This window comes from Pseudomonas sp. R1-7 (assembly GCF_051132105.1).
Classification (GTDB): domain Bacteria; phylum Pseudomonadota; class Gammaproteobacteria; order Pseudomonadales; family Pseudomonadaceae; genus Aquipseudomonas.
In genome coordinates this window covers 2,103,367-2,130,087 of the sequence record NZ_CP071661.1, presented here as the reverse complement: position 1 = coordinate 2,130,087, position 26,721 = coordinate 2,103,367, and the positions used below count along the sequence as shown (strand labels likewise).

General features: G+C 63.1%; 24 protein-coding genes. 17 read left to right on the top strand and 7 right to left on the bottom strand.

The features are described 5' to 3' along the window. Positions 1-28: 28 nt before the first annotated feature. From J3P79_RS09620 to J3P79_RS09600, 5 genes are all read right to left on the bottom strand, one after another. Positions 29-271 carry a hypothetical protein gene (locus J3P79_RS09620; protein ID WP_434609977.1) on the bottom strand — a complete coding sequence of 81 codons (243 nt, stop codon included), beginning with the start codon at positions 269-271 and terminating at the stop codon, positions 29-31. A 62-nt stretch (positions 272-333) separates the two neighbouring features. Then, positions 334-1,404, bottom strand: coding sequence for a lipocalin-like domain-containing protein (locus tag J3P79_RS09615; RefSeq protein ID WP_434609976.1), 1,071 nt, complete (start codon positions 1,402-1,404; stop codon positions 334-336). Continuing rightward, positions 1,394-3,865, bottom strand: coding sequence for an FtsX-like permease family protein (locus tag J3P79_RS09610; protein WP_434609974.1), 2,472 nt, complete (start codon positions 3,863-3,865; stop codon positions 1,394-1,396). Before J3P79_RS09610 ends, J3P79_RS09615 begins: the two co-directional genes overlap by 11 nt. Further along, a complete protein-coding gene (locus J3P79_RS09605; protein WP_434609973.1) occupies positions 3,862-4,530 on the bottom strand; it encodes an ABC transporter ATP-binding protein in 669 nt (222 codons plus the stop codon). The genes J3P79_RS09610 and J3P79_RS09605 overlap by 4 nt, the downstream gene beginning before the upstream one ends. Before the next feature lie 112 nt (positions 4,531-4,642). Continuing rightward, positions 4,643-6,340, bottom strand: a complete 1,698-nt coding sequence (locus J3P79_RS09600) for a sulfatase-like hydrolase/transferase (protein ID WP_434609970.1) — start codon at positions 6,338-6,340, stop codon at positions 4,643-4,645. 377 nt (positions 6,341-6,717) lie between these two features. Here J3P79_RS09600 and J3P79_RS09595 point away from each other — a divergent pair, with 377 nt between their 5' ends. The 16 genes from J3P79_RS09595 (at position 6,718) to J3P79_RS09520 (ending at position 24,700) form a co-directional block, all read left to right on the top strand. Beyond that, positions 6,718-8,076 (top strand): UDP-glucose dehydrogenase family protein, encoded by a 1,359-nt coding sequence (locus J3P79_RS09595; protein ID WP_434609969.1) that lies wholly within the window; start codon positions 6,718-6,720, stop codon positions 8,074-8,076. Further along, complete coding sequence (locus J3P79_RS09590; RefSeq protein WP_434609967.1) at positions 8,073-9,131, top strand: NAD-dependent epimerase; 1,059 nt, start codon at positions 8,073-8,075, stop codon at positions 9,129-9,131. The genes J3P79_RS09595 and J3P79_RS09590 overlap by 4 nt, the downstream gene beginning before the upstream one ends. Beyond that, positions 9,128-9,874, top strand: a complete 747-nt coding sequence (locus J3P79_RS09585) for a sugar transferase (protein ID WP_039592787.1) — start codon at positions 9,128-9,130, stop codon at positions 9,872-9,874. Before J3P79_RS09590 ends, J3P79_RS09585 begins: the two co-directional genes overlap by 4 nt. Continuing rightward, the gene (locus tag J3P79_RS09580) at positions 9,875-10,519 is read left to right on the top strand and encodes a CpsD/CapB family tyrosine-protein kinase (protein ID WP_434609965.1); all 645 of its coding nucleotides are present in this window, start codon (positions 9,875-9,877) and stop codon (positions 10,517-10,519) included. A 20-nt stretch (positions 10,520-10,539) separates the two neighbouring features. Next, positions 10,540-11,562 (top strand): polysaccharide biosynthesis/export family protein, encoded by a 1,023-nt coding sequence (locus J3P79_RS09575; RefSeq protein WP_434609962.1) that lies wholly within the window; start codon positions 10,540-10,542, stop codon positions 11,560-11,562. Between the two features lie 15 nt (positions 11,563-11,577). Next, positions 11,578-13,170 carry a GumC family protein gene (locus J3P79_RS09570; RefSeq protein ID WP_434609960.1) on the top strand — a complete coding sequence of 531 codons (1,593 nt, stop codon included), beginning with the start codon at positions 11,578-11,580 and terminating at the stop codon, positions 13,168-13,170. Further along, positions 13,167-14,270 carry a glycosyltransferase family 4 protein gene (locus J3P79_RS09565; protein ID WP_434609958.1) on the top strand — a complete coding sequence of 368 codons (1,104 nt, stop codon included), beginning with the start codon at positions 13,167-13,169 and terminating at the stop codon, positions 14,268-14,270. Before J3P79_RS09570 ends, J3P79_RS09565 begins: the two co-directional genes overlap by 4 nt. Beyond that, positions 14,267-15,637, top strand: coding sequence for an O-antigen ligase family protein (locus tag J3P79_RS09560; RefSeq protein ID WP_434609956.1), 1,371 nt, complete (start codon positions 14,267-14,269; stop codon positions 15,635-15,637). The genes J3P79_RS09565 and J3P79_RS09560 overlap by 4 nt, the downstream gene beginning before the upstream one ends. Further along, the gene (locus J3P79_RS09555) at positions 15,634-16,593 is read left to right on the top strand and encodes a glycosyltransferase (RefSeq protein ID WP_434609954.1); all 960 of its coding nucleotides are present in this window, start codon (positions 15,634-15,636) and stop codon (positions 16,591-16,593) included. Before J3P79_RS09560 ends, J3P79_RS09555 begins: the two co-directional genes overlap by 4 nt. Next, a complete protein-coding gene (locus J3P79_RS09550; RefSeq protein WP_434609952.1) occupies positions 16,586-17,722 on the top strand; it encodes a glycosyltransferase family 2 protein in 1,137 nt (378 codons plus the stop codon). Before J3P79_RS09555 ends, J3P79_RS09550 begins: the two co-directional genes overlap by 8 nt. A gap of 12 nt (positions 17,723-17,734) precedes the next feature. Beyond that, the gene (locus J3P79_RS09545; protein WP_434609950.1) at positions 17,735-18,739 is read left to right on the top strand and encodes a polysaccharide deacetylase family protein; all 1,005 of its coding nucleotides are present in this window, start codon (positions 17,735-17,737) and stop codon (positions 18,737-18,739) included. Continuing rightward, positions 18,736-20,040: a lipopolysaccharide biosynthesis protein gene (locus tag J3P79_RS09540; RefSeq protein ID WP_434609947.1), complete on the top strand. Its 1,305-nt coding sequence runs from the start codon at positions 18,736-18,738 to the stop codon at positions 20,038-20,040. The genes J3P79_RS09545 and J3P79_RS09540 overlap by 4 nt, the downstream gene beginning before the upstream one ends. Positions 20,041-20,156: 116 nt before the next feature. Further along, the gene (locus J3P79_RS09535) at positions 20,157-22,052 is read left to right on the top strand and encodes a hypothetical protein (RefSeq protein ID WP_434611417.1); all 1,896 of its coding nucleotides are present in this window, start codon (positions 20,157-20,159) and stop codon (positions 22,050-22,052) included. Then, entirely contained in the window at positions 22,049-22,738 is a 690-nt protein-coding gene (locus J3P79_RS09530) for an N-acetyltransferase (protein ID WP_434609944.1), read from the top strand. Before J3P79_RS09535 ends, J3P79_RS09530 begins: the two co-directional genes overlap by 4 nt. A 5-nt stretch (positions 22,739-22,743) precedes the next feature. After that, a complete protein-coding gene (locus J3P79_RS09525; RefSeq protein ID WP_434609942.1) occupies positions 22,744-23,919 on the top strand; it encodes a GNAT family N-acetyltransferase in 1,176 nt (391 codons plus the stop codon). Beyond that, positions 23,891-24,700, top strand: a complete 810-nt coding sequence (locus J3P79_RS09520) for a ChbG/HpnK family deacetylase (protein WP_434609940.1) — start codon at positions 23,891-23,893, stop codon at positions 24,698-24,700. Before J3P79_RS09525 ends, J3P79_RS09520 begins: the two co-directional genes overlap by 29 nt. Before the next feature lie 22 nt (positions 24,701-24,722). On the opposite strand, the gene J3P79_RS09515 is transcribed toward J3P79_RS09520, so the two are convergent. Both J3P79_RS09515 and J3P79_RS09510 read right to left on the bottom strand, forming a co-directional pair. Then, positions 24,723-25,265: a hypothetical protein gene (locus J3P79_RS09515; protein WP_434609938.1), complete on the bottom strand. Its 543-nt coding sequence runs from the start codon at positions 25,263-25,265 to the stop codon at positions 24,723-24,725. Between the two features lie 95 nt (positions 25,266-25,360). Beyond that, positions 25,361-25,588 carry a hypothetical protein gene (locus J3P79_RS09510; RefSeq protein WP_434609937.1) on the bottom strand — a complete coding sequence of 76 codons (228 nt, stop codon included), beginning with the start codon at positions 25,586-25,588 and terminating at the stop codon, positions 25,361-25,363. A 182-nt stretch (positions 25,589-25,770) separates the two neighbouring features. On the opposite strand from J3P79_RS09510, the gene J3P79_RS09505 reads away from it, so the two are divergent. Further along, the gene (locus J3P79_RS09505; RefSeq protein ID WP_434609936.1) at positions 25,771-26,712 is read left to right on the top strand and encodes an alpha/beta hydrolase; all 942 of its coding nucleotides are present in this window, start codon (positions 25,771-25,773) and stop codon (positions 26,710-26,712) included. Positions 26,713-26,721: the final 9 nt, after the last annotated feature.

Here is a 26,721-nt window from a genome sequence, read left to right as displayed (position 1 = left end):
CGCGAACTCCTTGGGTTGCTGACGGGCATCACGCGTCGGGATCGGCCACTTCCTCTGCGACGTTGGCATCCGGCGAGCGCTGGTGAAGCTCTTCGGCCTTGGTCTTCAGTTCTTGCCAACGGTCCAGGTCGATCTCTCCCAGGCCGAACAGGTCGTCGGCCAGCCGCATCAGCTCGGTAAAATGAGCATCGGGCGATTCCTGCCAATAGGCCTTGTCGTCGAACAGCCGCTGCCAATCGGCCAGCGACGGTGGTTTGATGTCATCGCTCATGACGGACTCCCGCGAGGCATTCATAGGTATGAGGGGCGACGCACGCGGGGAGTTCCGACGAATCAATACCCGGTCATTTCCAGATAGCCGTTGCCACCATGGCTGCCACTCAATTGCACGGGCCCTTCCCAATACGGGATGCGCAGGTTCATCCAGGCACTGGGGTTGAGAGCCCGCGTGGTGACATCGAGTTGCTTGGCGGGAATCTTGATGGACCAGCGCACCGGCATCGACCGTCCGGCGACCTCCGCGGTGTCCAGCGGCGTGAGGCTGATTGCGTTGGCGTCCAGTGTCCTCGCCTGGCCCTGAGCATCGATCCAGGTGCCCGTGAGGTAAGGCTCGCCGTCCTTGTGGCGCATGCGATAAAGCATGACGTGTTCGCCGTTGTCCAAGTGCAAGGAAAACCAATCCCAACCCGTCTGGTTTTCCGTCAGGGGCTGGCTGCTCCATTCTCGGTCGAGCCAGGCCGGGCCGCTGACTTGATAGCGCCGGCCATCGATTTCCAACTCACCACCCGCCTGGAAAAACGGTTGGCTGTAGTAATACGAGGCCTGGCCTTGTTCGGATTTCTGGCTGAAGCCCTGATCCCCTTGCAGCACCAACGGCCGGGTCGAAGTCAGCCGCAAGTCGTAGCTGAAGTGCGACCCGCTCGCCTTCAACTGCATGTCCGCGAGCGGGTCCGTGCCAACGGCTTGAGTGCCGAATCGCCAATCGTCGATCCAGGCGTCGAAGGGCGTGGTGCGCACGCCGGCCTGCCCCACTCCGCCCCGGGCATAGCGCTCGGCGGCGTGATGGACGGTGGCTGACGTGACGGCGGCATGGCCGAGCCAGATCGTCTGGTTGCGCCAACCGCTGGCCTGGGGCGCGGCATCCAGGGCGCTGCGGAACAGCGTCCATTGCACGCCGAACTCCCGACCCTCGGCATCCTTGAGATTGGCAGTGACGTACCACCACTCGATGCGAAAGCCCTCATGGGCACCGTGATCGGCTGGAAAGCTGAACACGCGCCCGGGCACCACCGGCGTGAACGCGACGGCCTCGGTGCCCAGGCCGGCAAAGCCCTTGTCCGGTGGCGATGCGTTGTCACAACCGCCGAGCAGCGCCAGCAGCATCACGCCGACGCTAATCTTCATGGGCAAAAGTCCTCAGCAAATCCGCCGGTTGCGTACGGTACAACGCGTACAGCGGCCAGGCCGATGCCAGCAGCGTGGCGAACATCGCCAGGCCCAGCAACTGCGCCAATTGCATCGGAAAAATCCGCAAGGGCAAACGCCAGCCAAAGGCCTGCACATTGATGATCGTGTCCAGGCACCAGGCCAGGGCGATGCCCAGCGGCAAGGCCAGCAACAGCGTCAACAACGCCAGCAGCCAGGTCTGGCCGAGGTTGAGTAGCATCAGCTGTCGCCGGGTGATGCCCAACGCCCACAGTGGCGCCAACTGGCTGAGGCGACTCTGGCTCTGGGTCAGCAGACTGATGAACAACGCGACGCCGGCGACCGCCAGGGTCAAGCTGTTAAGCGCCGCCGTGGCGGCAAAGGTGCGCTCGAACACCTGGGTCGACCAACCCTTGAGCCGCGCCTGGTCGACGATCCGGTTGTCATCCAGGTCGAAGCGCGCCTGCAACGCCGTCAGCAATCGAGGAATCGCCGCTGGCTCGATGCGCAGGTTGAAGCGATTCGGTGTCAACTGCGGCCAATGCGCCCGCAGGTGTCCGGCATTGATCAGCACATGACCCTTGGGGTTGCCGTAGTCGGCATAAATCCCGACGATGCGCGGCGTCCAGGGACCTTGCGGGGTCGGCAGGGTCACGCGATCGCCGATCCGCACCTTCAGGCGCCGGGCCAGTTGTTCGCTGAGCATCAGCGTGTCTGCACCGGCCAGTTGTTCCCACGCTTGGTCCCCTGCGGCCTCCAGCAAAGGCCAATGCTGGCGATAGGACGGATGATCGACGATGCCATAGATATCGGTCGGCCAACCTTGCAACGGGATCGACACTTGCCAGTTGGGCAACACGGCGGTGACGGTGGGTTGCTGGTTGAGCCAGTCATGCAGTTCGGCCGCCTGGGCCGGGGTTTGCGGATTGATGTACAGCTCGGCGGTCAGTCGCTGTTCGAGCCAGTCATTGAACGTCTGGCGAAACCCCGCCGTCATGCTGCCGGCGCCAATATTCGCCGCCAACGCCAGGAGCAAGGCCATCAGCGCCAGGCTCAGCGTCGGCAGTTGTTGGCGGCAATCGGCGAGGAACCACTGGCCGAGCACCGAACGGCTGCGGCGCAACAGTAAATTCAATACGCCGTTGAGCAACACCGGCAAAGCCAAGGCCGCGCCCAGTAACAGTGCGGTCATCAGGACAAAACCGCTCGCCAGGCTGTCGCCCCAGACCAACGCCGACGCGGCGACCAGCGCGGCCAACAGCGCCACCCCACCCTGGCGCCGCAACCATCGCGCGTGGGCCTGGTGCCAGGCCTGGGGATTGGCCAGCGCCAGCAGCGGCAGGCGAGCGGCGCGCAACAGGCTCTGGGCCCCGGCCAACAGCGCACCGAGCAAGCCCAGGCCAATTGCGCCCAGCCACCACCAAGGGCTGAGGTTCAATTGCCCCGGCACTTCGGCGCCGTACAAACCTCGAAGGCTCGCCGCGACGTCGGGTAATAACAGGCTGGCCAACCAATACCCGCTGAGCACCCCGGCCATCGCGCCCACTAACGCCAATGCGCCCAGCTCAAGCGCCAGACTGGTAATCAGCACCCGCGCACTGACACCGCAGGCCCGCAGGGTTCGCAGCAGACCGCGACGTTGTTCCAGGGCAAGACCAATGGCGGCGTGGACGATGAACAGGCCCACCACAAAGGATAAAAACCCCAGGGCGTCGAGATTCAAATGGAAGCTTTCGGTCAGGCGTGACAGGTTGTTTTCATCCCCCGCGCGCTTGAATTGCAACAAGCCGTTGAAGGCCTCGGGCAAGGCAGCGGTGTAGGTGTCGGGTAACACCAAGCGCGAAAGCTGATCCGGCAACCCGAGCAGCGCCTGAGCAAAACCGATGTCCATCAGCAGCACGCCGGGGGCCATGTCCGGCTGCACGTGCAAGGGCGGCAAGGGCTGGCCATCGGCAGTGCGGGGCCTGTCACCTTCCTTCAGTCCCAGGGTCTGCAATGTTTGCGGGGCAATCCAGGTGCGTCCGATGCCTGTGAAGAATTCCACCACCTCGCCGATCTCTCGCGCCTGCCCCGCCACCGCCGAACCCGGCGGCAGCGACACCGGGTCGATGCCCATCAATTGCAGGCGTTGGTCTTCGTACCCCTGCAGCGTCACTCGTGCCTGCAATACGGGCGACACGGGCCAACCCTGGCGACGCAGGTCGATGAACCATTGCTGCGCGAATGTGCCACCGCCGGGGGCACTCAGACTGGCCTGGGGTTCGCCGCCGATCAGTTGGCTGGCGCGGGCGTAGCTGTCACGGGCCTGGCTGTTCAACGCCTGCACACCGGTCAGCAGACTGGTGGCAAGCCAAAGCCCGGTCAATACGCTGAAAAACTGCACCGGGTGCCGACGCCAATGGCTGAGCAGCGCCTTGAGCGTCTGGCGAAAGATCATCATCCCTGGACCGCCTCTGCCAGGCGCCCGCCTTGCAACACCACCCGATGCGCCAGGCGCGCCGCCACCCGCTGACTGTGCGTGACCATCAACAGGCTGGTCGGGCTGCCGTCGAGCAATTCCAACAGCAATTGCAGTACCTCGTCGCTGGTGGCTTCGTCGAGACTGCCGGTGGGTTCATCGGCCAACAGCAACGGCGGGCGCGAAGCCAAGGCCCTGCCCAAGGCGACTCGTTGTTGCTGCCCACCGGACAACTGCTCGGGATAACGCCGCAGCAGGTCCGAAAGCCCGAGCCGCTGCACCAGATGCGCTTGCCAGCCAACATCGAACCGGCCACAGAGGCGCGCCTGGAACGCCAGGTTGTCTTCCACCGGCAAGCTGCTGATCAGGTTGAACTGCTGGAACACCAGGCCGATTTCCGTGCGCCGCCAGTTCGCCAGTTGGTGTTCGTTCATGCCGTCGAGTCGATACCCGCCGCTGCGAATACTGCCGCGATCGACTTTGTCCAGACCGGCGACCAAGTGCAGCAAGGTGCTCTTGCCGCTACCCGATTCCCCCATCAACGCCAGGCTGCTGCCGGGGGACAACGTCAGGTCGACGCCTTGCAGGACCGGCAGCGGGCCTTGGGGCGTGGCGTAGCTTTTGAAGACGTTACGGACTTCAAGCATGGGGGCACTCGGCAGATCGGCGAAAGCGACAGAATAGCGGAGGTTGAGCGGCTGTGAGAGTTCCAGAAAATGTCCGGTTCCCGGTATGGGTCCGTCGTCGTCGAGCCGCTCTTCACTGCCCCGCCGCCACCTGCGCCTTTGCGGCCCCCGGCGTAACGATGCTGCCCAGGTCGATGTGCTTCCAGGCTGGTTTGGCCCCCAGCCGTGCATTGAAGCGGTAATTGAAGGTGAAGTCATCTTCGGTGGGCTGGCTCAGGGGTTTTCCATACCGCGCCACGACCGCCGCCGGGTCGTAGCCCATCAACGCCAGCAGCGTCGGGAAGATGTTGTAGTGACTGGAGCGGTCCTTGTTCTGCGCCCAGGCGCCGGGCCAATCCAGGGTGCGCAACTGGCTGCCCTGGATGACCATCAGCGGCACCAGCCCTTCCTCTTCCACCGGGTCCCCGCCGCAGTGCGTATTGAGCCCGGGATTGCCACGCTCATGCAGATCCTGGCCATGGTCGGAGGTGTAGATCAGCACGGCATTCTGAACGTTGCCTTGCTGGAACACGCGCTGGAAAAACTCGCCGACATTCCACAGCAGCGTGTTCTGGTAGGCATTGCGATACAGCTGCCAATCATCCTGCCGGCCATTGAAGCCGTCGCGCTTGCCGGTGTCGGCTACGTCCTGGAATTGCCCCCGCGGCAAGGCCGGACGGTAGGTCATGAAGGCATCGGGATATTTGTCGTGGACCGGGAAATGCGCGCCCACTTTATTCACTACTACCAGCTCTGCCCGGTCATTGTTCAACAGCTTGGCCAACTGCGCCGCGGCTGCCATGTCGCGGTCCAGCACGCGGACCTGGTCGAATTGAATGAACTGGTCGATGTCCTGTTTTTCCAGCTCGGTCATCAGGTTCTGCAAGTTGCCGCCGGTGCGCTGGGCATCGATATAGACCGTGTGCATGCCGGCGCCATGGGCGTACTGCCAGATCGAAGGCTGCGTGCTGTTGATGCGCATGTAGTCAGCCCGCGTACCGCCATAACGCAGGGTGACGTTGGTGTCGGCACTGCAATTGGCGATGGACGCGGCGTAGCCGTAGTTGAAGATTTCCACACCGGGCGGCGGTGTCTTGAGACCACTGGTCACGCCGGACGGAGTATTGATATCAAGGTAATTGCCACCGATGCTTTCGTCGATGATCAACACGATATCGTGCCCGATCACAGACGATTGCCGCTCTAGACTGACCGGTTCACGGGCGCCGACGGTGTTGTGCAGCGCCTCGTAGGCAAACAGGTTCAGGTAGGCCAGCGGCGTGTACATGATCGGTAAACCACGTGCGCCCTCACCCGCCCTCGCGAACAGCACGCCACTGAGCAGCAATACCCCGAGCAACGGCGCGGCGACCGGTACATAACCGGGCAATGGCAAACGCCGCCGCGGCTTCAGGCCGATTCCCAGCAATAGCAACAGCCCCCCCGCCATCGCGCTGAAAATCACTTCGCGATACTGATACGCCGCCTCCTGGATAAAACCACCCGAATACACCAGCGATACGAACTGGCTGTAGGTCAGGTAGCTGTCGGTCACCCGGGTATACACCTCGAAGAAAACCGCCGAGGCAAACATCGCCAACGCGAACAGATGCCGCACCAGCGCCTGGCGAATGTAGGCGCTCATCCACAACGCAAGCAGCAGCGCAACGAACATTGCGCCGAACAACACCGTCGCAAAGCTCAAACCCAGCGCCGCAAGACGCTCCAGGAAATGGTCATGCCCCCTGAACAGGTACAGCAACAACAGCACTTCCTTGAGGTATCGGCTCATGTGTTCCCGGCGGTGTCGCGATGTGGTGAGGGGGTTCGTTTCTGCACACTAGCAGCGAGTTTGCAAAGCGCAAGAAAGAGGACGAACGGTCATAGCGTCAAAAAAAAGTTAGCCCAAAAGTGACACCTTTGACGAGTTAAAAATATAAAAATCTATGGATATATACCGTTCATCGCTTACTTAAACACCGATTTCACCCTTTAAAAACGGCACATTTCCAAGTCTGTCAATAACTTGATATCAAAAAGCCCCAACGGGTCGAGTTTTGCCAACACTGACAACTGTCATTTTGCTGACACGCTTCTGTGAAGCTGCGCTATACCCCTCTAAACAGTTTCATCCGAGTTACATCAACCGGTTTACGAGGCGCGCCTAAAATGGACGTGAGCGTATTTGGTACGGGGTATGTAGGGTTGATCCAGGCGGCTGCATTGGCCGACGTGGGTCACCGGGTTTTATGCGTCGACATCGACCCGAACAAGATCCGTCAGCTGCAACAAGCCGTACCGCCCATCAGCGAGCCGGGGTTGTCCGGATTGCTCGAAGACAACCTCAAGGCCGGACGGTTGTCGTTCAGTTGCCAGGCCAGCGATGCGGTCAACCATGGCGAGTTGATCTTCATCGCCGTCGGCACGCCCGCCGACGAAGACGGTTCGGCGGACCTGAGCCATGTACTGGCGGTGACCCGGCAGATCGCCGACTTCATGGACAGTGACCGCACCCTGATCATCAAGTCGACCGTGCCGGTGGGGACGGCCGACAAAGTCGCCGAATGCGCCCGCCAGGCGCTGGCTCGTCGGGGCCTGAAACAGCTGAACGTGCGGGTGGTGTCCAATCCCGAGTTTCTCAAGGAAGGCAGCGCCCTCGCCGATTGCCTGCGCCCGGACCGGATCATCATCGGCACCAGCGATCAGGTGGCGCGGGATCAGATGAGCGAGCTCTACGCGCCGTTCTGCCGCAACCACGAAAAACTGATGTTCATGGACAACCGCAGCGCGGAGCTGACCAAGTACGCCGCCAATGCCATGCTCGCCACTCGCATCAGTTTCATGAACGAACTGGCCAACCTCACCGAACGCCTGGGCGCCGACATCGAAGCGGTACGCAAGGGCATCGGCTCGGACCCGCGCATCGGCTATCACTTCATCTACCCAGGCTGCGGCTTCGGCGGCTCATGCTTCCCCAAGGACCTGCGGGCCCTGCTGCACACCGCCGAACAAAGCGGCATGCCGCTGCGCTTGTTGCGCAGCGTCACCGATGTGAACGACAGCCAACGGCACATTCTTTTCGAAAAACTGGTGCAGCAGTTCCCGGACGGGTTGGCCGGCAAATCGATTGCCATCTGGGGCCTGGCCTTCAAGCCCAACACCGATGACATGCGCGAAGCCCCGAGCCGCTACCTGATGGAAGCGCTCTGGCGCGAAGGCGCGCGCGTCCAGGCCTATGACCCGGAAGCCATGTCCGAATGCCGGCGTCTCTACGGTTATCGCAAAGACCTGAACCTGTGCGCCACCCGCGACGACACGCTGGAGGACGCCGATGCCCTGGTGATCTGCACCGAGTGGAAGAACTTTCGCGTGGTGGATTTCGACCTGCTGGCGAGCAAGCTGCGCGCGAGGGTCATCATCGACGGCCGCAATCTGTATAACCCCGAGCACCTGGCCGCCGCCGGACTGCTGTACCGCGGCATCGGCTTGCGGCACACCGTGCCCAGCGCACCGGGGCCACAAGCGTGAACATCCTGGTGACCGGCGCGGCCGGTTTCATCGGAGCCCATTGCGTGTTGCGCTTGATGCGCGACGGCCACGACGTCTGCGGGCTGGATAACTTCAACGATTACTACGACCCGCAGCTCAAGCACGACCGCGTGGCGTGGGTGCGGGACCAGGTCGGCGAATTTCCCTTGGCGCGTATCGACCTCACCGACGCGTCGGCGATCGACGAACTGTTCCAGACCCATCGCCTGGACGTGGTGATTCACCTCGCCGCCCAGGCCGGTGTGCGCTATTCGCTGGAGAACCCCCGCGCCTACGTCGACAGCAACCTGGCCGGGTTCCTGAACATCCTCGAAAGCTGCCGCCGTCACCCGGTCAAGCACCTGATCTACGCCTCTTCCAGCTCGGTGTACGGCGCCAACCAGCGCACGCCCTATTCAGTGCGGGACGGCGTCGATCATCCGTTGTCGTTGTACGCGGCGACCAAGAAGGCCAACGAATCGATGGCCCACAGCTACAGCCATCTATTCGGCATCCCATGCAGCGGCCTGCGCTTCTTTACCGTGTACGGCCCCTGGGGTCGGCCGGACATGTCGCCGATCCAGTTCGCCAGCGCCATTGCGCAGGGCCAGGTCCTGCAGCTGTTCAACCACGGCGAGCACGCGCGCGACTTCACCTACATCGATGACATCGTCGAGAGCATCGCCCGGCTGATCGAACGCCCTCCCCAGCCGACACCACAGTGGGATCGCCAGCAACCGGACCCGGCCAGCAGCCTGGCACCGTGGCGCATCTACAACATCGGCGGCCAGCACCCAGTGGCCTTGCGTACCTACGTGGCGCTCTTGGAAAAACACCTGGGCCGCACCGCCCGGATCGAGCTGCTGCCCCTGCAACCGGGGGACGTGCTCAACACCTGCGCCGATGCCAGCGACCTGGCCCAGGCCACCGGTTTCCAGCCCCGCATCGAACTGGACGACGGCCTGGGTCGCTTCGTCGACTGGTTCCTCGATTACTACGCGCACCCCATCGTCCACGCGCCGCTTGCGGCCGAATCTCAGCGGAGGAGTCTATGACCCGACATGAACAAGACATTGAGATCAGCGCCTTCGGGCGCGACAAACGTGTCGACCCCGAGCACCGCCGACGCCTCGACGCCGCCATTCACCGCCAAGGGCGTGGCTGGCTGACCGGTCGGGATGGCGGTCGGCCCTGGACGGTCTCGCGGACCAACCGGGTGGTGGCCGGCCTCGGCGCACTGGCGATCCTGGTGCTGCTCGCCCCGCTCCTGCTGGGCCTGGCATTGCTGATCAAGTTTTCCAGCCCTGGGCCGGTACTGTTCGTGCAAAAACGCACCGGTTACCGCGGCCGCGTGTTCGGCATGTACAAGTTTCGCACCATGGTCGCCGATGCCGAGGCCCTGAAAGAGTCGCTGCGCCACCTCAACAAGCACGGCGCCGACGCCATCGACTTCAAGATCGACAACGACCCGCGGATCACCCCCATCGGCCGGTTCCTGCGACGCAGCAGCCTCGATGAACTGCCGAACCTGATCAACGTAGTGACCGGCGACATGCGCCTGGTGGGCCCGCGGCCGACCTCGTTCAACGCCTATCGCTACAAGGACAACCATCTTGTGCGCCTGAGCATCTATCCCGGCCTGACTGGCCTGTGGCAGATCTCCGGGCGCAGCAATATCGACTTCGACCAGCGCGTGGAACTGGACCTCAGCTACATCGCCGAGCAGAGCCTGCTGTTGGATTTGAAGATCCTGATGATCACCCCCTTCAAAGTTTTCAGCGGCCACGGAGCGAGTTAAATGGACGGTTCGACGAATATCCTGACCATAGCCAGCCCGAGCGAGACCAACCTGACCTCGACCGTGCTCGACCCGGATCTGCGGATCCTTCTCATGACAGCGGCCAACACCGGCACCGGAACGAGCACCAGCGCCATGGCGCTGGCCGCCCAACTGGCGCAGATGAGCAGTGGCCGCGTATTGCTGGTGGACGCCAGCCAGTCGCCACGCAACCTCAGCCAGCAGCTCTCGCTGCAAAAAGAGCGCGGCTTCAGCGACTTGCTGTTCAACAGCCTCTCGCCACCGCTGTTGCAGGACTGCGTGGTGCAGGTGTCGAGCCTGCCCTTCGATGTGCTGCCCCATGGTCGGCTCGGCCACAACGCCGAACGCCTGAGCCCCGAGCGACTGCGCCCGCTGTTCAGGCAACTGGCCGCGCAGTACCGCTTCGTGGTGATCGACGCCGACGCGGTGTATTCGGCCACCGACACTCTGGTGATCAGCACTCAGGTTGATGGCGTGGTGCTGGTGGTACGCGGCGAAGACACACGCTGGGAAGTGGCCCAGGCCACCCGACAACGGCTGGCCCAGGCCGGCGCGAAAGTCGTCGGCAGCGTGTTCAATCGTCGCAAGTACTACATGCCCAAATGGCTCTACAACAACCTGTAAGCGCGCAAAAGGAAGACGAGATGAACGCCAGAATGCTTGTCCTGCTGTTGCTGCCGCTTGCCGGTTGCTCCAGCCACAACGAAAGCATGACCATGCCAGTGCAGATCCTCACGGCTGCGCCGGCCAATGCCCAGGCCACCGACATGCCGAAGGTCGAACAGACCTTGCGGCCCCAGGACGTACTGGATGTGATTTTCCACATCGGCACGACGACCTCCCAGGCTTATCGCGTGCAGGCGGGTGACCAGGTTGCCCTTAACTTCACCGCTGCCAGCCAACTCAACGGCACGCAACAAGTCATGCCCGACGGCACCATCGAACTGCCGGGCGCCAATACTTCGGTGAAAGTCGCCGGGTTGACTACCGACGAGGCGCGCCTGGCGGTGCAGCGTGCCTATGACCAGAAGATGCTGTTCCAACCCAATCGCAACCAATTGACCGTCCTGGTGACCAGCCCGCTCTCCGGCGAGGCGAACCTGCGCAACACCCTGACCCACCCGGCCACGGGCATGAGTCGGGAAATCATTGTGGGCCGGGATGGCTACGCCAGCTTTCCGGAAATCGGCTCGGTGCCGTTGCAAGGCATGACCGTCACCCAATTGGAGACCTTCCTCAACGAGCGCTACGCCCAACTGCCCGGCCACATGACCGTGGATGTGCTGCTCAAGTCCACCGCCGGCAACGAGATCTATGTCCTGGGTGAAGTGGCCCAGCCTGGCGCCTATGCGATCCGTCGGCCGATCTCGGTTCTCGAAGCCCTGACCCTGGCCCGTGGCACGAACGTCAAGGCCCGGCTCGACTCGGTGGTGATCATGCGCCGCAACGGCAACCAGGTCGAAGCCCGTCACTACGACGTGGAAAAGGCCTTGAGCGGCGACGCCTCGCAGATCGCCTACCTGCAGCCGGAGGACATGTTGTACGTGCCCAAGACCGGACTGGCCAAAGCCGGCGAAACGGCCAGGCAACTGGCCGATGTGGTGCTGTTCCAGGGCGTCGGGTTCGGCTTCGGCTACCGCGTCGACAACAAAGGCAGCGACAACTGAAATCAGGTGACGATCATGAACCCCAAGGAAAATTATCTGCACGAGTTTTTCAGGATTTTCTTCGCCAACAAGCAGTGGGTGAAGCGCGTCTTCCTGATTTTCGCCGTGATCGCCCTGGTGCTGCCGTTGATGCTCAAGCAGAGCTTCGATATCACCGCCCAAGTGATCGTCCAGTCGAAAAAACTCTCCCAAGGCGACGCCACCACGTCGCTGAACCAGGAAAACGCGACGTTCATTCCGCCGTCCCTCGCGGACATGGAAACCGAGAGCAACATCCTGCGTTCGCCGGCGTTGATTCGCGAGACCATCAAGACCCTGCGCGACCAGGGTGAATACACCCCGAGCCCGGGCATCCTCAACAAGTGGGTGAGCGATCCGCTCAAGCGCTACATCACCCAGCCACTGCGTGAATACGTCATCAATCCGCTGCGCGACGGCCTGGGGCTGGAGGTTGATCCGGTCCGCGACACCGTGCTCGATACGCTGACCGACGAGGCGATCGAAAACCTGAAGATCGAGACCCTGCCCGGCTCCAACGTCATCTCCATCGTCTACAGCTTCGGCGATCCCGCCCAGGGCACCCGGTTCGTGGCGCAGCTGCTGGAGAACTACCTCACCGGACGCCAGGAACTGCAATCGATCGAATTGCCCCAGACCTTCTACGAGCAGAAAAAAGTCCAATACCAGACACGCCTCGATGGCCTGGAAGGGACTCGGCTCGGCCTGCTCGAAGGCGTCGGTTCTTCCGATCCCAAGGAAGAAATCACCTTTCGCCTGAATGCCATCAACACCGAGGAACAGGCCCTGAACCTGTACCAGGATCGCCTGCTGCAAAGCCAACGCTGGCTCGACTACCTCAAGACCAGCCTGGCGGCCGCGAACAGCTCGCGGTTCAACGACTACACCTTCCCCTTCACCTTCACCACCACCGTGGACAACATCGCCTTCGAGGACCGGGAGATCAGGCAACTGGGTGAGCAACTGACCAGCCAGGTCAGCCGCTACATGAACGACCTGGCGATTTTCCAGCCCAGCAGCGAACCGATGCTCCTGGCCCGCGAACAGATCATGCGCACGCGCCAACAATTCCTCAAAGTGGTGAACAACCGCATCCAGGAACGCACCACCGACCTGGCGGTGGTCAGCTCGGTGATCAACCAGAAGGTCCAGCGCATCGCCACCTTCAAGGAACGCATCCACCAATTGCAGGAAGCCCAGAGCAAACTGCGGCAGATGGACACCGAGATCAACGCACTTCATGCGGCGTTCTCCACCTATGCCCAGCGGTTTGCCGAAGCCAGTTCCGCGCGTTCGCTGGACAATGACCTGTCCAACGCCCGGGTCTTGAGCCCGCCATTCGAACCCACCGCCGCGGCCTTTCCCAAGCCGGTGCTGATCATCGCGTTCGGCTTGTTCAGCGGCCTGCTGTTGGCGATCGCCCTGGTCTATGTGCGTGAGTTCTTCGACCATCGCTTCAAGCACCCAGCGCAAATCAGCCAGCAACTGGATCTGCCGGTCCTGCTGGTGATCAACGAGCAGTCGCCCGAGCAGGTCAACCCGCACCGCAACTGGAGCCTGCCAAGCCTTGTCCATTGGGTGAAAAATTGAACGCGCCGTTCGGCCCGTCCCACCGCAGCAGCCCCCTGTCGATCATTCATCTGCTCGACAGCGGTGGCTTCTATGGGGCCGAGCGGATGCTGCTCGATCATTGCCTGGCGACACCGGGGCAGCATCAGGTGCTGTTCCTGGCGGCGCCGCCGACCTTGATCACGCGTTTCCGCCAGGCTGGGGTGGATTGCCAACACTGCGCCAGTTGGGGCGAACTGTTGCAGCATCTGCGGCAACGGCGCCCTGAACGGCCGCTGCTCAATACGCACAATTTCAAGGGCCTGTTGTTCGGCTGGGCCGCGGCCACGCTGCTGCGCCTGCCCTTGGTGATTACCCAGCACGGCTTCACGCCGCGCAGTCCCAAACAACGGTTCTATACGTGGCTGAGCCTGCAACTGTGCCGTACCGCGCCGGTCAAGCGAGTGGTCTGCGTGGCCGAAAGCATCGCGGCCCTGCACCGCCAGGCCAGCGTCAACGCGGACAAGCTCGACGTGATTCCCAACGGCTTACCGGCTGTCACCACACCGCTGCCGCATCGCGACGACAGGCAGCGCTGGCGGGTCGGGTACGTGGGTCGCTTGAGCAGCGAGAAAGGCCCGGACCTGTTTCTCGACGCGATGATCCCGCTGTGCCAGCGCCATGAGTCGCTGCACGCGGTGATGCTCGGCGACGGCCCGGAACGCCAGCCGCTGCTCAAGCGCATCGCCGACGCCGGGTTGCCGACGCGCATCGAGTTGCCCGGTTATCAAACCGACATGAATGATTGGTGGAGCCGCCTCGACGCGCTGGTGATCAGTTCACGCACCGAAGGCACGCCGATGATCCTGCTCGAAGCCATGCAAGCCGGGGTGCCGGTGGTCGCGTTTGGTGTCGGCGGCATTCCCGACATCCTGCAGGACCGCCACAACGGCCTGCTCGCCACGCCGGCCGACAGCGAAGAACTGGCTCGCCAGATCGAAACGCTGTTCAGCGAACCGCCCCTGGCGCGGATCCTTGCCGACAACGCACGGCGCACCCAACGCGACCGCTACGACCTGCGCACGCTGGCCGAGCGCTGGTCGCAACTCTATATCCGCACCGCACGGGAGGCCCGGCCATGATCGTCCCGCTCTCGATCATCAGTTTGCTGGGGTTGGTTTGCCTGGCACTGCTGGCCAGCCCTTATCCGTTCCTGGCGCCAGGCGCGGTCCTCGGCCTGGTGGGCGTCGCCATGCTGTACCGCAAGCCCGGCTGGGGCCTGCTGGGCATTGCCGCGCTGGTGCCGTTCGAAGGGCTGTTCAAGGAAAACGGACTGTCCGGCAGCAAGTTCCTGGGGCTGGCGCTGATCCTGATCCTGGGCTTGCAACTGGCCCTGCATCAGATTCCAGCGACGCGTTTGCGCAGCAATATCTGGAAGCCCCTGGTCGGCTTCATGGTGCTGTATGGCCTGAGCCTGATGCTGTCGGAAAACATGGACCTGTCCCAGACCCATCTACGGGAGCTGACGGTAGGGCTGATCCTGTTCGTGATCACTTTGTTGATCGGCCGCGAGCTGGACCTGGACCTGTTCGCCCGCCTGATGACCGTCAGCGTCGCCACCACCTGCGTGCTTGCGATGTTTTCGGCCAGGTATCAGGAACAGGGTCGCGCGTCCGGCCTGCTGGAGGACCCGAACACCTTCGCACTGTTGATTGCTTTCACCGTTCCCCTGGCCTTGTTGCTGGTGTTGCGCAGCCCCAACCTGTTGCAGCGATTGTTCTGGGGCGGCGGTTTCATCCTGTTGCTGGGCGGCATGACCAAGACCGAATCGCGTTCGGGGCTGGTGGTGTTGCTGCTCAGCCTGATGATCGGCCTGTACCACTATCGCGCGCAGTTGCCGCGGATTCGTCCACGGCACCTGGGCTTCGCCATGCTCGGGCTGGCATTGCTGATTCCCCTCGCCATCGCGGTGATGCCCGCCGGGTACGTGGCGCGCATCCAGTCGCTGAGCATCCTCAGCGCCGGCGCCAGCGCCCACAGGGACGAATCCCTGGGCCGCCGCGCCTCGTACATCCTGGTGGGCAGCGAGATGATCCGCGAGAACCCGGTGCTCGGCTCAGGTCCGGGGACGTTTCCCCTGCACTACGCCCCCACCGGCTACGCCAAGGCCTTTTCGGCCAACCGCAAAATGGGCGACCTGTACCGCCGGGCCCATAACACCTACCTGGAAATCTTCAGCGAGATTGGCGTGCCGGGCGGGTTGATGTTTGTCGGCATGATCGGCCTGGGTCTCTACAACCTGGTGCGCGCGCGCCAGCTCTGGCTCCAGCGCCGGGACTGGGCCCAGGCGGACCTGCTGACGCACCTGGGAATGAGTTTCCTGTCGCTGGCCTTGTTCCTGATGTTCCTCAGCGCCCCGAACCATAAGTTGCTGTGGATCATGCTCGCCTTGACCAGCGTGTTGCGTTACGACGCCGAACTGGCAGCGCCACGGGAGGCCCGTTCATGAGCCGCGTCAGTATCGTCATCCCGATGTTCAACGAAGCCCGGCACATCGGCCGCACGCTGTTGGCCGCGCAGGCAGCCGCTCGCCAGGCGCAATTGGAGTGCGAGTTGATCGTGGTGGACAACGGCTCGGATGACCATGGCCCGCGCATCGCCAACGAACTGGGCGCGCGGGTGCTGATCGTGCCCGGCGTGCACATCGGCGCCCTGCGCAACCGCGGCGCGGCGGTCGCCAGCGGTGAGTGGCTGGCGTTCATCGACGCCGACATCGAGATGCCCGCCGACTGGCTGAAGCTGTTGGTGGAAATGGAAGGCCGCCAAGGCGATGTACTGGGCCTTGATCTCGACACGCCCCGGCAAGCGCCGTGGTTCGCACAAGCGTGGCAACGCCGCAGCCAGCGTCCGGGATCGCGTCCCTTGCATCGGGTCCAGTGGCTGCCCAGCGCCAATCTGTTGATGCGCCGCACCTGGTTCGAACAGGTCGGCGGCTTCGACGAAAGCCTGCGCACCGGTGAAGACAAGGATTTCTCCCTGCGCCTGCGCAAAGCCGGCGCGCAATTGCTGCTGGTGAGCGAAAGCCTGGCCCTGCACTGGGGTTACGAAGGCAGCTGGCGCGAGTGGATGAGCAAGGAACTGTGGCGCCAGGGCAGCCATTGGCAATTGCTGCGCAGCCATGGACCGAGCCTGCGCTTGCTGCGTTTTCCCGCCTTGTCCATGGGTGCGTGGTGCCTGGACTTGCTGGCGCTGGCCGCCCTGCTCCAGGGCCAGGCGCGACTGGGGCTGACGCTGTTGTTGGTCTGCACGTTGCCGGCCTTGCTGCTCAGCCTGCGCCAGAGCCAACGCGACCCGCGCTTGACCTTGCAGCTGTGGGCCCTGCATGGGGTGCGCCTGCACCTGACCGGCGCCGCGTTGCTGCTCAATCTTTGTCAATGGAACGTCAGGAGACCTGCCCGTGGCTGAATTCCTTTATTGGTCCTGCCTGTTGCTGCCGGTGTACGCCTACCTCGGCTATCCCGTGCTGTTGAGCTTGCTGGCACCGCTGTTCCCGCTACGACGCTACGGCAATCCCCTGCCGATGGACGTCAGCATCGTCATCGCCGCGCACAACGAGGCGCGGCACATCGAAGCGAAACTGCGCACGTTGCTGGCCCAGGATTATCCGTCGCGCTCGCTGCGAATCATCCTCGCCAGCGACGGCTCCACCGACGACACCGTGGCCTGCGCGCGCAGAATCGTCGACTCGCGCATCACCGTGCTCGACCTGCCACGCCAGGGCAAGGCGGCCGCCCTCAATACCGGTGTGGCCCATAGCTACGGCGACATCCTGGTGTTCACCGACGCCGACAACCAATGGGCCCACGACACCCTCCGCCATCTGCTGGCCCCGCTGGGCGATCCTGAAGTCGGCGCCTGCGCCGGCCATATGATCATTCCCGTACCGGGCAAGGGCCTGAGCCTGGGCGACAGTCTGTATCGACATTACGAAGGCTGGCTGCGCCGGGTGGAAAGCCGCACCGGCTGCATGGTCTCGGCCGACGGTGCCCTGCTGGCCCTGCGTCGGGACCTGTTCCAGCCGATACCGGCGCAGGTCAACGATGATTTTTTCCTCAGTACCTGCGCACCGGCGGCCGGCAAATCCATCGTTTATGCACCCGACGCGCGGGTGACCGACCAAGGCGTCGACGAGGCCAACAAACAGTTTCGTCGTCGCCAGCGCGTCACTGTCGGCGGCTTGCAGAGCCTGGCCCAGCGCCGGGAACTGCTCAACCCGCTGCGCCATGGGCTCTATGCCATTGGCCTGATCAGCCACAAATTGATCCGCCGCCTGGCGCCGGTGCTGCTGTTGCCGTTGTTGCTGAGCAACGCCTGGCTGTGGGACGACCACCCGTTTTATCGCCTGACGCTGGTGGCGCAACTGCTCGGTTATGCCATGGCGCTGATCGGCTTGCTCGACGCAGGCCACCGCTTGCCCCGGCCATTTCGCCTGGCCGCGTTCGTGCTGGTGACGCTGGCGGGCATGAGCATCGGGCTCTGGCAGTTCCTGCGAGGCCAGCGCTACAGCCAATGGAACCCCGAGCAGAACCGCTAAGGAGAACGGCCGATGTCGATCAAACACGTTTTCAAGCGCACTGGTGGCTGGCTGTACCTGAACACGTCGATGGGCCGCCATCCATTGCGCGGTGCGGGCGTCATCCTGATGTTGCACCGGGTGTTGAACAACGACCGCGCCGCCGAACTGCCCCATCGCAATGAGCTGTGCGTGGGGCCCGAAGCCTTCGAACACCTGTTGATCTGGCTGCAACGGCATTTTGAATGCGTGCCCTTGATGACTTTGTTGCTGGCCGACCCGGAGAGCGTTCCGAACCGCCCTCGGGTGGCCCTGACCTTCGACGACGGCTGGCGTGACAACGCCATGAACGCTTTTCCCCTGCTGCGCCAGTACCAGGTGCCGGCGAGTATTTTCGTCTCCACCGATTTCATCGGCAGTCGTCAGCACTTCTGGTGGGAAAGCATCGGCGAAACCCTGTGGGGCAGTCATGGACAAGTGGCGCGGCATACGTTGATCGAGCACTTGCAGGCCGCCGGCAGGCCGCTGCCGGTGCTGCTTGACGACGTCGATGACGACCGCCGCAGCCTGGCGCTGCTGCATTACCTGCAAAGCCTCAAGACGCTCGACCCACGCACCCTGGGCGACCTCACCGAAGCCTGCCCACACGGCTCGCAACCCCAGGCGCTGGATTGGCCCCAGGTGCGCATGCTCGAGGATTCCGGGCTGGTGCGCTTCGGCGCCCATGGCGCCAGCCACGCGATCCTGACCGGGCTCGACGACCAGCGCCTGCACGAAGAGCTGACCCGCAGTTGGACCGCTCTGGAAAACGGCTGCGCCCAGCCATTGCCGGTGTACTGCTACCCCAACGGAGACAACGACTTACGCGTGCGCGAGCAGGTGGCGGCCCACGGTTTTCCGTTCGCCCTGGGCACCGAGGCCGGGCTGTATCGCCACGACGGTGATCCCTTGAACCTGCCGCGTTTCGGCGTCAGCCAGCGCAATGCCCGGCACCCGGAGTTGCTGGCCTGGCGCATTCGCCGAGGAGCCCGTCCATGAGCCGCGCACATTATCTCAAGCACCTGGCGCTGAGCATGGGCACGCGCCTGGCGATGATCGGCCTGCGGTTGCTGCGCAACGTGTTGCTGGCACGGATCCTTGGCCCCAGCGAACGCGGGCTGTTTGCGCTGCTCAGCACCCTGCCCGACCTGATCAGCGCCGCCACCAGCGGCGGCCTCAATTCCGCCGTCGGTTACCAGGCAGCGCAGCAGCGCTCGATGGGGCTGTTGCTCAGCCAGGTGCTGGTTTTCGGCTGCCTGCTGGCAGGGTTGCTGACGCTGTTGGTGGTGGCGCTGTTGCGTGAGTTCGGCACTGAGCTGGACATCACCACGCAGCTGGGATTGCTGGCCTGGTTGCTGTTGCTGGCCGTACCGCTAACGGTGTTCAAGAGCGGCCTGTTGACGCTGCACAATGCTTGCGGCGGGGTCGGCGCGTTCAACGCGCTGCGGCTGATGGAGTCCCTGGCGCCGTTGCTGCTGTTCGTAGCGTTGTTCTGGATGTGGCAAGACTCGGCGCTGGAGGCAGCGCTGATCAGTTGGCTGGCGGGCCTGAGCCTGGTGGTGCTGGCCGGTTGGATGTGGTTGCGCCGCGATCATGTGGTCACCCTGCGCTGGGACCGCAGCGGCCAGAACGAATTGCTGCGCTACGGCGCCCGCAGTCATCCGGACCTGCTGTTCCAGCAAGTGATGTTGCGCTCGGATTTCCTGTTCATCGGCGCGCTGCTGGGCAGCACGGCGCTGGGTCACTACGCCATGGCCAGCGCCGCGGCGGAACTGCTGCTGATCGTGCCGGAAGCGGTCACCACGCCGTTGATGAAACGCCTGCTGCAACAAGACTCCGACATGCAACGCCTGACCCCGCTGGCCCTGCGTCTGACCGCGACGGTGATGCTCGGCGCCTGCCTGGGCATGGCGCTGATTGGCGAATGGCTGATCATCATCCTGTTCGGCATCGCCTATCAACCGGCCTACCCGGCGCTGTTGGCGTTGCTGCCGGGGCTGTTCGGCCTGTGCTACGCGAGCATCCTGCGCCTGGATCTGCTGGGCAAGAACCGCCCTGGCACGGTGTCATTGCTGATGGGCGGCGGCGCGCTGCTGAACCTGGCGCTGAACCTGATCCTGATACCGCGCTACGGCATCGTTGGCGCTGCCGCCGCATCCTCGATCGCGTACCTGGGCGTGACCGTGGCGCTGCTGGCCGTGTACTGCCGCCTCAGCGGCGTGGCGCTGTGGCAGACCTTGATCATCCTGCCCAGCGATTTGCTGCCGATGCGCCAGATGCTGTCGGGGAAATCAGCTTGAACACCGCCGTCCACCCTACCGCCATCGCGAGCGGCGACATTGGTAGGTATCACAGAGCCGCTGTGGCGGCGGGGCTGGGTCTTGTGTTCTTGGCCGTCCCGGCCCATGGCGCATCCATGCAGTGGACCGGGATCCGCGACGGGAGCTTATACCTGCAAGCCGACCGCCCGGACCAAGTGACCGTCCGCTGGGTTCCCGCCTGGCAGGCCGAGGCCAATACCGAACACCTGTACCTGCTCAACGGCCAGGGACGGTTGGTGGGTGAACGCCTGGTCGAGGCGGCCCAAGTGCGTGGCGAGCAGCAATGGCCTTTATTGCCCGGGACCGCCAGCTATCGGTTGGAAATTCCCGGCTACAGTTTCCGACGCTATACCGTCGAACACGATGCTCGCACCCGTGCGCTGTTCGCCCCGGCCAAAGTGCATTTCAGCTCGGAAACCCACGATGGCGACGAGCTTTATTTCAAAGTGGCCGCCGGCGAACAGGCCGTGCTGGCGGGCAAATTCCATGGCGGCGTCCGTGCGCTGCAAGCCCGGCGCGAGGCCGATGGCAAGCAGTTGCAGTTGAACCTCAAGCCTTATCGGGCCTATTGGCAGTTCGACAAGGTGGCCCTGCCGGTGGCGAACACCGACGAGGTCTGGCGCCTGCACCTGCAAGGCAACGGCAAGGCGGCGTTCTGGCTGGACGGCACCGCTAACCTTTTTGCCCAGGACCCGGCGCAACTGCAACCGCTGCGCCAGGATCCGGGGCGAACCCGCCTGACGCTGCACCCCGATCTACTCGGCACGACCCCAAGACTGGGAATGTACCTGCCCTATGTGCTACCGCCGCCCTCCAGCTACGCCGTGCTCGATGCGCTCAAACCCCAGGCGGCCAGTTATTACAGCTTCGTCGATGTGACGGCGGCCAAAGCTGATCATGAGGACGCTTTTCGGCGTCTGTACCAGGATCGTTTTGGCATCACCCAGGACATCACGTTGCTCGCTGGCAGTCAGCGCCGAGCCGACTTGCAGGCCGACCGGACCAGCAACAGTGGCTTGCAAGCCTGGCTCGATTCGACCCGCGCCCTGGGCGGCAAGGGCATCCATTACCTCAGTTTTGCCGATGAGCCGAACCTCAACTACCCCGACTTCGACAGTTTCCAACACGTATTCCAAAGCCTGTCCGCCCAGGTCCGCGCCGATCATGCCAACGCCCGCGCCGGTGTTCGCATCGCCATACCGGCCAGCTCACGGTTCACCAATGGCCCGCTGGCGGAGAACGCAGCTGACAAACGTGGCATCGACTGGGCACGGCGGCTGCTGGAAACATCGGGCGACCAGGTCGATGCCCTGGCCTGGCATGAATGGATGGTTCGCGACCTGCTGGCGACCAGGGTCTATCGCAACAGCGTTCGTCAGGCGGCCGCCCTGGTGGGTTTGGACAGCCAGGGCCGGCCACACAAAGCCTTGCTGCTGGACCAGACCAATATGTCCAGCGGCTCGAGCCTGAGCCCTTACGATCAAGAAACCCACTACGCCGCCCTATGGTGGACCTCGGTGGTCATCAATGCCTCGGCGGACGGCTGGCTGGACATGCTCAACTGGTTCATGGCCGCCGACGAACCGGAATACCCCAAGGGCATGGTGCGGATCCTGGACAACCAACGCTTCGAGCTCAAGCCGGTGGGGTTGGCCCAGCAATTCATCCAACAGCATTGGCTCGGCCAGGTGCTACGCCTGGACAACGATGGGTTTGAAGTCGATGCACTGGCCATGGCCAACGGCCTGGAGCGCAGCCTGTTGGGCGTGAACAAAAGCGTCCGGGCCCACCAGGTCAGCCTCGATGGCATGCCCTGTCCGCAGTCCGGCGCCACCCTTGTGTATTTCGGCCCGGACAACATCAGCCGCAGCGCCCCGTTCGACTGCAAGGTCGGCCAGGTCGGTTTCCTCCTGCCAGGGGAAACCGTGTTCGCCCTGAACTGGAAAGCCCCTCTTCTACCCCAACCCGCCATCCCTCAGGAGGCTCCATGAAAGCTCTGCAAAAACTGCGTGATCGCATTCAGAAAAAAGGCCTGCGCTCCGTGATCAAACTGCTGATCCGCCGCTTCGTGTTCGTTCATTCGCGCCTGGTGTGGCTTGAGCACGATGTAAGGATTCCGTTGAAGCCGCATAACCTCAGGCCTTATCCACCGGTCCGTCGGGAGTTCATTACCGTCGAGAACGCCGATGCTTTCTCCAGGCATTTCGGTGATCGCGTCGAAACCATGCGCGAGCTGGCAGCCGAAGGCTACACAGGGTTCATGTACCTGGATGACAAAGGCGACTGTGTCGCTTTCGCCTGGGCCAGTACGCGAGACTACTTCGACCGCCACTTCTATGGCTGCCTGTTCCCGATCAAGCCAGGCGAGTACTTTCAGTTCGGCGGCGAGACGATCCGCGCCTATTGGGGGTCGCAGGTGACGGCGGACGTCCAGACGGATGTCTGGAAGGTCATGGCTGACAAGGGCTGCGACAAGATGGTCGATGTCTGCGACTTGGAAAACACCCCGGCGATCAAGATGCACATCCGCATGGAGTTTCAAGAGCGTGGCCAGATCACCCACGTGTATCGCCTGTTTGGACGCTTCCGGTTTTTCCGTGACACGTTCTACACCGGTTCGGTACTCGACCCCTTCCGTAAACCGGCCCAGCCGGTTGCATCGACCGCGACGGCCTGACGCTCATGGCGATCCGGTTCCAATGGTGTCGCTCCTTGAGCGCGGCGGACTTTCCTGCGACGGCTTTTGAACAGCTGCGAACCCAGGTGCCCGACGCAACGCCGTTCAACACCTTGGCCTGGCTGCAAGCGGCAGAATTTGCACTGGTGCCGGACCAGCAACTGCACGTGCTGCTGGGCTGGCAGGACCAGGACTTGCTGCTGTGCCTGCCGTTGGTATCCGGACGGGAGCGTATCGGCGGCCTGCGCTTCCGCGTCTTGCATCACTTGGGTTACCCCTTGGCCGACCGCATCGCTTTGCTGGTGCGCCTGGACGCCGAAGGCATGCGCCAGGCACTGACACAGATCCGCCAGCAGTTGCCTCATGCCTTGCTGCAATTGAACGAAGTGGTCGAGCCGGTCGGCGAGCAAAGCGTCCTCAGTGCGTGGATGGCGATGAGTTCCACCGGGGAACGGCGGCTCAGTTGCCGGGTTCCAGTGCACTTGATCAGCGACAGCGACCATCAGGAAATCTCCGGCGACCCACGCTACAAGTTGCGCCGGGCGCGCAAGCGAATCGCCGCGTGCGGTGCCCAGATCCGACGGATTACGCCGGACGCCATCAGCATGGGGCAGCTGTTGCGGACCCTGGCCGATGTCGAAGCCGCCAGTTGGAAAGGCGAGGAAGGCGTCGGCATCTTTGCCGATCCCGGGCGCCGACAATGGATGAACCTCGCCTTCACCGCCCTGGCTGCCCAGGGCCTGGTGCGGGTGGTGATGCTGGAGCTGAACGGCGAGTGCATCAGCTATCGCCTCGGCCTGTTGGACCAAGGGCGGCTGTACGACTACAACCTGGCGTTCCTGCCGCAACATGCCGACCTGGGTAGCGGCCGCGTCTTGCTCGAAGAGTGGATTCGCTGGGGGCTGGACGAAAACTGGCGCTGGATCGATGCGTCACGGGTCAGCCTGGAAAACTCCAGCCATCAACTGCACGAACGCATGACCGGACAACTGGAACACTGGCGTTGGAGTTTCTATTCCTGGCAACCCGGCGGCCTGCTCATGGGGTTCGCCCTGCGGCTATGGAAAAGCCTGAAGCCCTGGCTTGGCAAGCGCCGGGGCAAACCGACCGCAACGACAGCGTCACCCTCTTCCAAGCGCCAGGACAACACACATGCCTCGCCAAACGATCATCAACGCTGACGATTTCGGCCTCAGCACCAGCGAAAACGAACTGATCCTGCGAGCCTTTGAAGCAGGCATCATCAGCTCTGCCACGGCGATGGCCAACATGCCGGGATTCGACCAGGCGTGTGAACTCTCCAGGCACCCTTTGCTTGAAGGGCGCATCGGCCTGCATTTCAATCTCAGCTATGGGCCACCGTTGAGTCAGGCGATCAAGTCACGTCCGATATTCTGCAATGCGGCCGGCGAATTCGACCTCAAACTGTCGCGATATTGCCTGCGCCTGGGCGCGAGCGATCTGGCTGCGGTGCGAGAAGAACTCCAGGCGCAGTGGCAACATTGCCTGGACCGGGGCCTGCGCCCCAGCCACCTGGACTCGCATCAGCACGTGCACAACATCTGGCCTGTCGGAGAGCTGGTGGCACGCTTCGCCGCTCGACACGGTGTCCCCGTGCGCCTGGCACGCAACCTGGGGGCAAACCTGAGTGTCTACAAGCGCATCTTCAAAACCTTGCTCAACCACCGCCTGCGCCGACTCTGCGGCGCAACCGCCAACTACGTCTGTACCCCGGCCGATCTGTACCACGCCGCACCACCGAACCACGGTTCGCTGGAAGTGATCGTCCATCCGCTGGACCTCGATGGGGATTTTGGTGATGCCAGCCTAGCGCCTGGTCACTCCCTGACGCAGGTGCTGTACCGGCGCCTGGCGGGGGTGCCGAAGGTGGGGTATGGGGAGAATGGGCGAAGGTTCGTGCTGGTCGAAGTGCGGGAAATGAACCCGCCAGGACCGGCTTGAGCGCAACGCCTGTGGAAGCGGATCAATTGCCGAGGCTCACCCGCGTCAGCGAAGCACGGCGATCGATGGCCTCGCGCAACCGACGCGCCTGCGCCTCCCACACGTCGGCTTCGACGCGCACCGAACGCATCAACGCCAGCATTGCTTGCTTGGCATTGACATACTCAACCCATGCATCCTTCGCCCTGAGGCTACGTCGTTCTTCATCGCTCATGTCCATGCGCCGCAGGGCCAGGGCACATTCGTCCTGGATCAATGGCCCCAGGGTCATCTGAATCTTGTGCGGCGCCTTGAAGCCTGCCGTACCGGCGACGATCTCCCGCGCCCGGCCCAGGCCCCATTCCAGCGCGCGGCACAGCGGCTCGCGCAACGTTCGGTCGTGAAATTCCTCGACCCAAACGGATCCGCTCGGACAATGGATACAAACGAATATCTGCGTGATGCCGTGATGATTGATCCTTGCCTGGACCTCGACATGCGTGCCGTCACCGAGGATTTCTTCATGGTTGCGCCCCGGCAACCGACTGTTCACCCAAAGCCAGTACTGTGCGCTTCTGCGTCGCATCCCGTTGCCCTCCCCCTAAGGAACAAGGAGTAAGGCACAGGGGCAAGGTATTTTCCAGCCGCGAAAAGTGCGCTCCGGACGAATGACCGCGTCGTCTATCGGTCGAGCTTTTTCTCCACCTGGGCGACCTTGTCCTGCAGTTTTTCCGCGTCCTGCTCGTGGCGCTTGATCGACTTGGGCGTGATCGTCCTGTCCACCTTGTCAGTCGCAGGATCGGGCTGATGGACGTCGCGCTCCACCACTGGCACCGGAGCGCCGGTGGCATCCTTGGCGGGTGCAGCGTTGTCGACTGGGGTCTGCCCTTTGGAATGCTCGTTGGTCATGACGATGTCCTCGATCGGGATGGATATTGAGTTTCGAGTGGGACGAAACGGCGAGAGTTCGATTGGGTTGCCCCCCCTTGCAAGGCAGCTTCAAGCGTTGGTGGCCCGTTGTCTGAAACTCCTGCGCACGTTGGCAGGAATCTGCTAAAAGGCAGCTTCTACCCCAGTAGCGAATCGCATCGATGTCCGCATTTTCATTTTCTCGCTTTAAACAGCGCTGGCTCGCCTGGTCGTTCATGGTCGCCATGGTGGCCGGCCTGCCCGTGGGCTGCGCGGTGTTGCAGCACAAGGAGCGCGAGCTGGTATTTCGCATCGAGCCGGGCACGGCGAGCTGGTTCAGCGGCCTTCCCAACGGCGTGCAGGAGTTCGATCTGAAACCTAAAAGCTTCAAGGCCGGGGAAAATATCCATGGCTGGTGGTGGCCGGCTGAACGCAAGAACGCGCCGGCCATCCTGTACCTGCACGGGGTACGCTGGAACCTGACGGGCCAGTTGTTTCGTATTCAGCAATTGCGGGCGCTGGGCTATTCGGTGCTGGCGATCGATTACCGTGGCTTCGGCAAGAGCCAGGGCGACCTGCCATCGGAAGCCAGCGTCTACGAGGACGCGCGAATCGCCTGGGAGCGTCTGGAAATGCTGCAACCGGACCCGGCCCTGCGGTTGATCTACGGCCACTCATTGGGCGGCGCGGTCGCGGTGGATCTCGCCGCCGAACTGGGCCAGAAAGCCGCGAGCGATGGCAGCACCGTACCGGCCCGAGGCCTGGTGATCGAATCCACCTTCACGTCGTTGGGCGATGTCGCCACCGCGATGGCGGACACGTCCTTACCGGTGCGCTGGCTGCTGTCGCAGAAGTTCGATTCCATCGACAAGATCGGCGAAATCAACATGCCGCTGCTGATTGTCCATGGCGCCGCAGACCGCTACGTACCGCCGCGTTTTAGCGAGCAGCTGTTCAATGCCGCCCGGGAACCCAAGCGCCTGTTAATGGTGCCGGGCGCCACGCATAACAACAGCATGAGCCTGGCGGGCCGGACGTATCGGCAGGCGTTGGATACGCTAATGAAAACCACACGCCCTCCGGTTGCCGAACACGCTGGCGCCCGGCCGGCCAAGGCAAGTTGACCTTCTTCG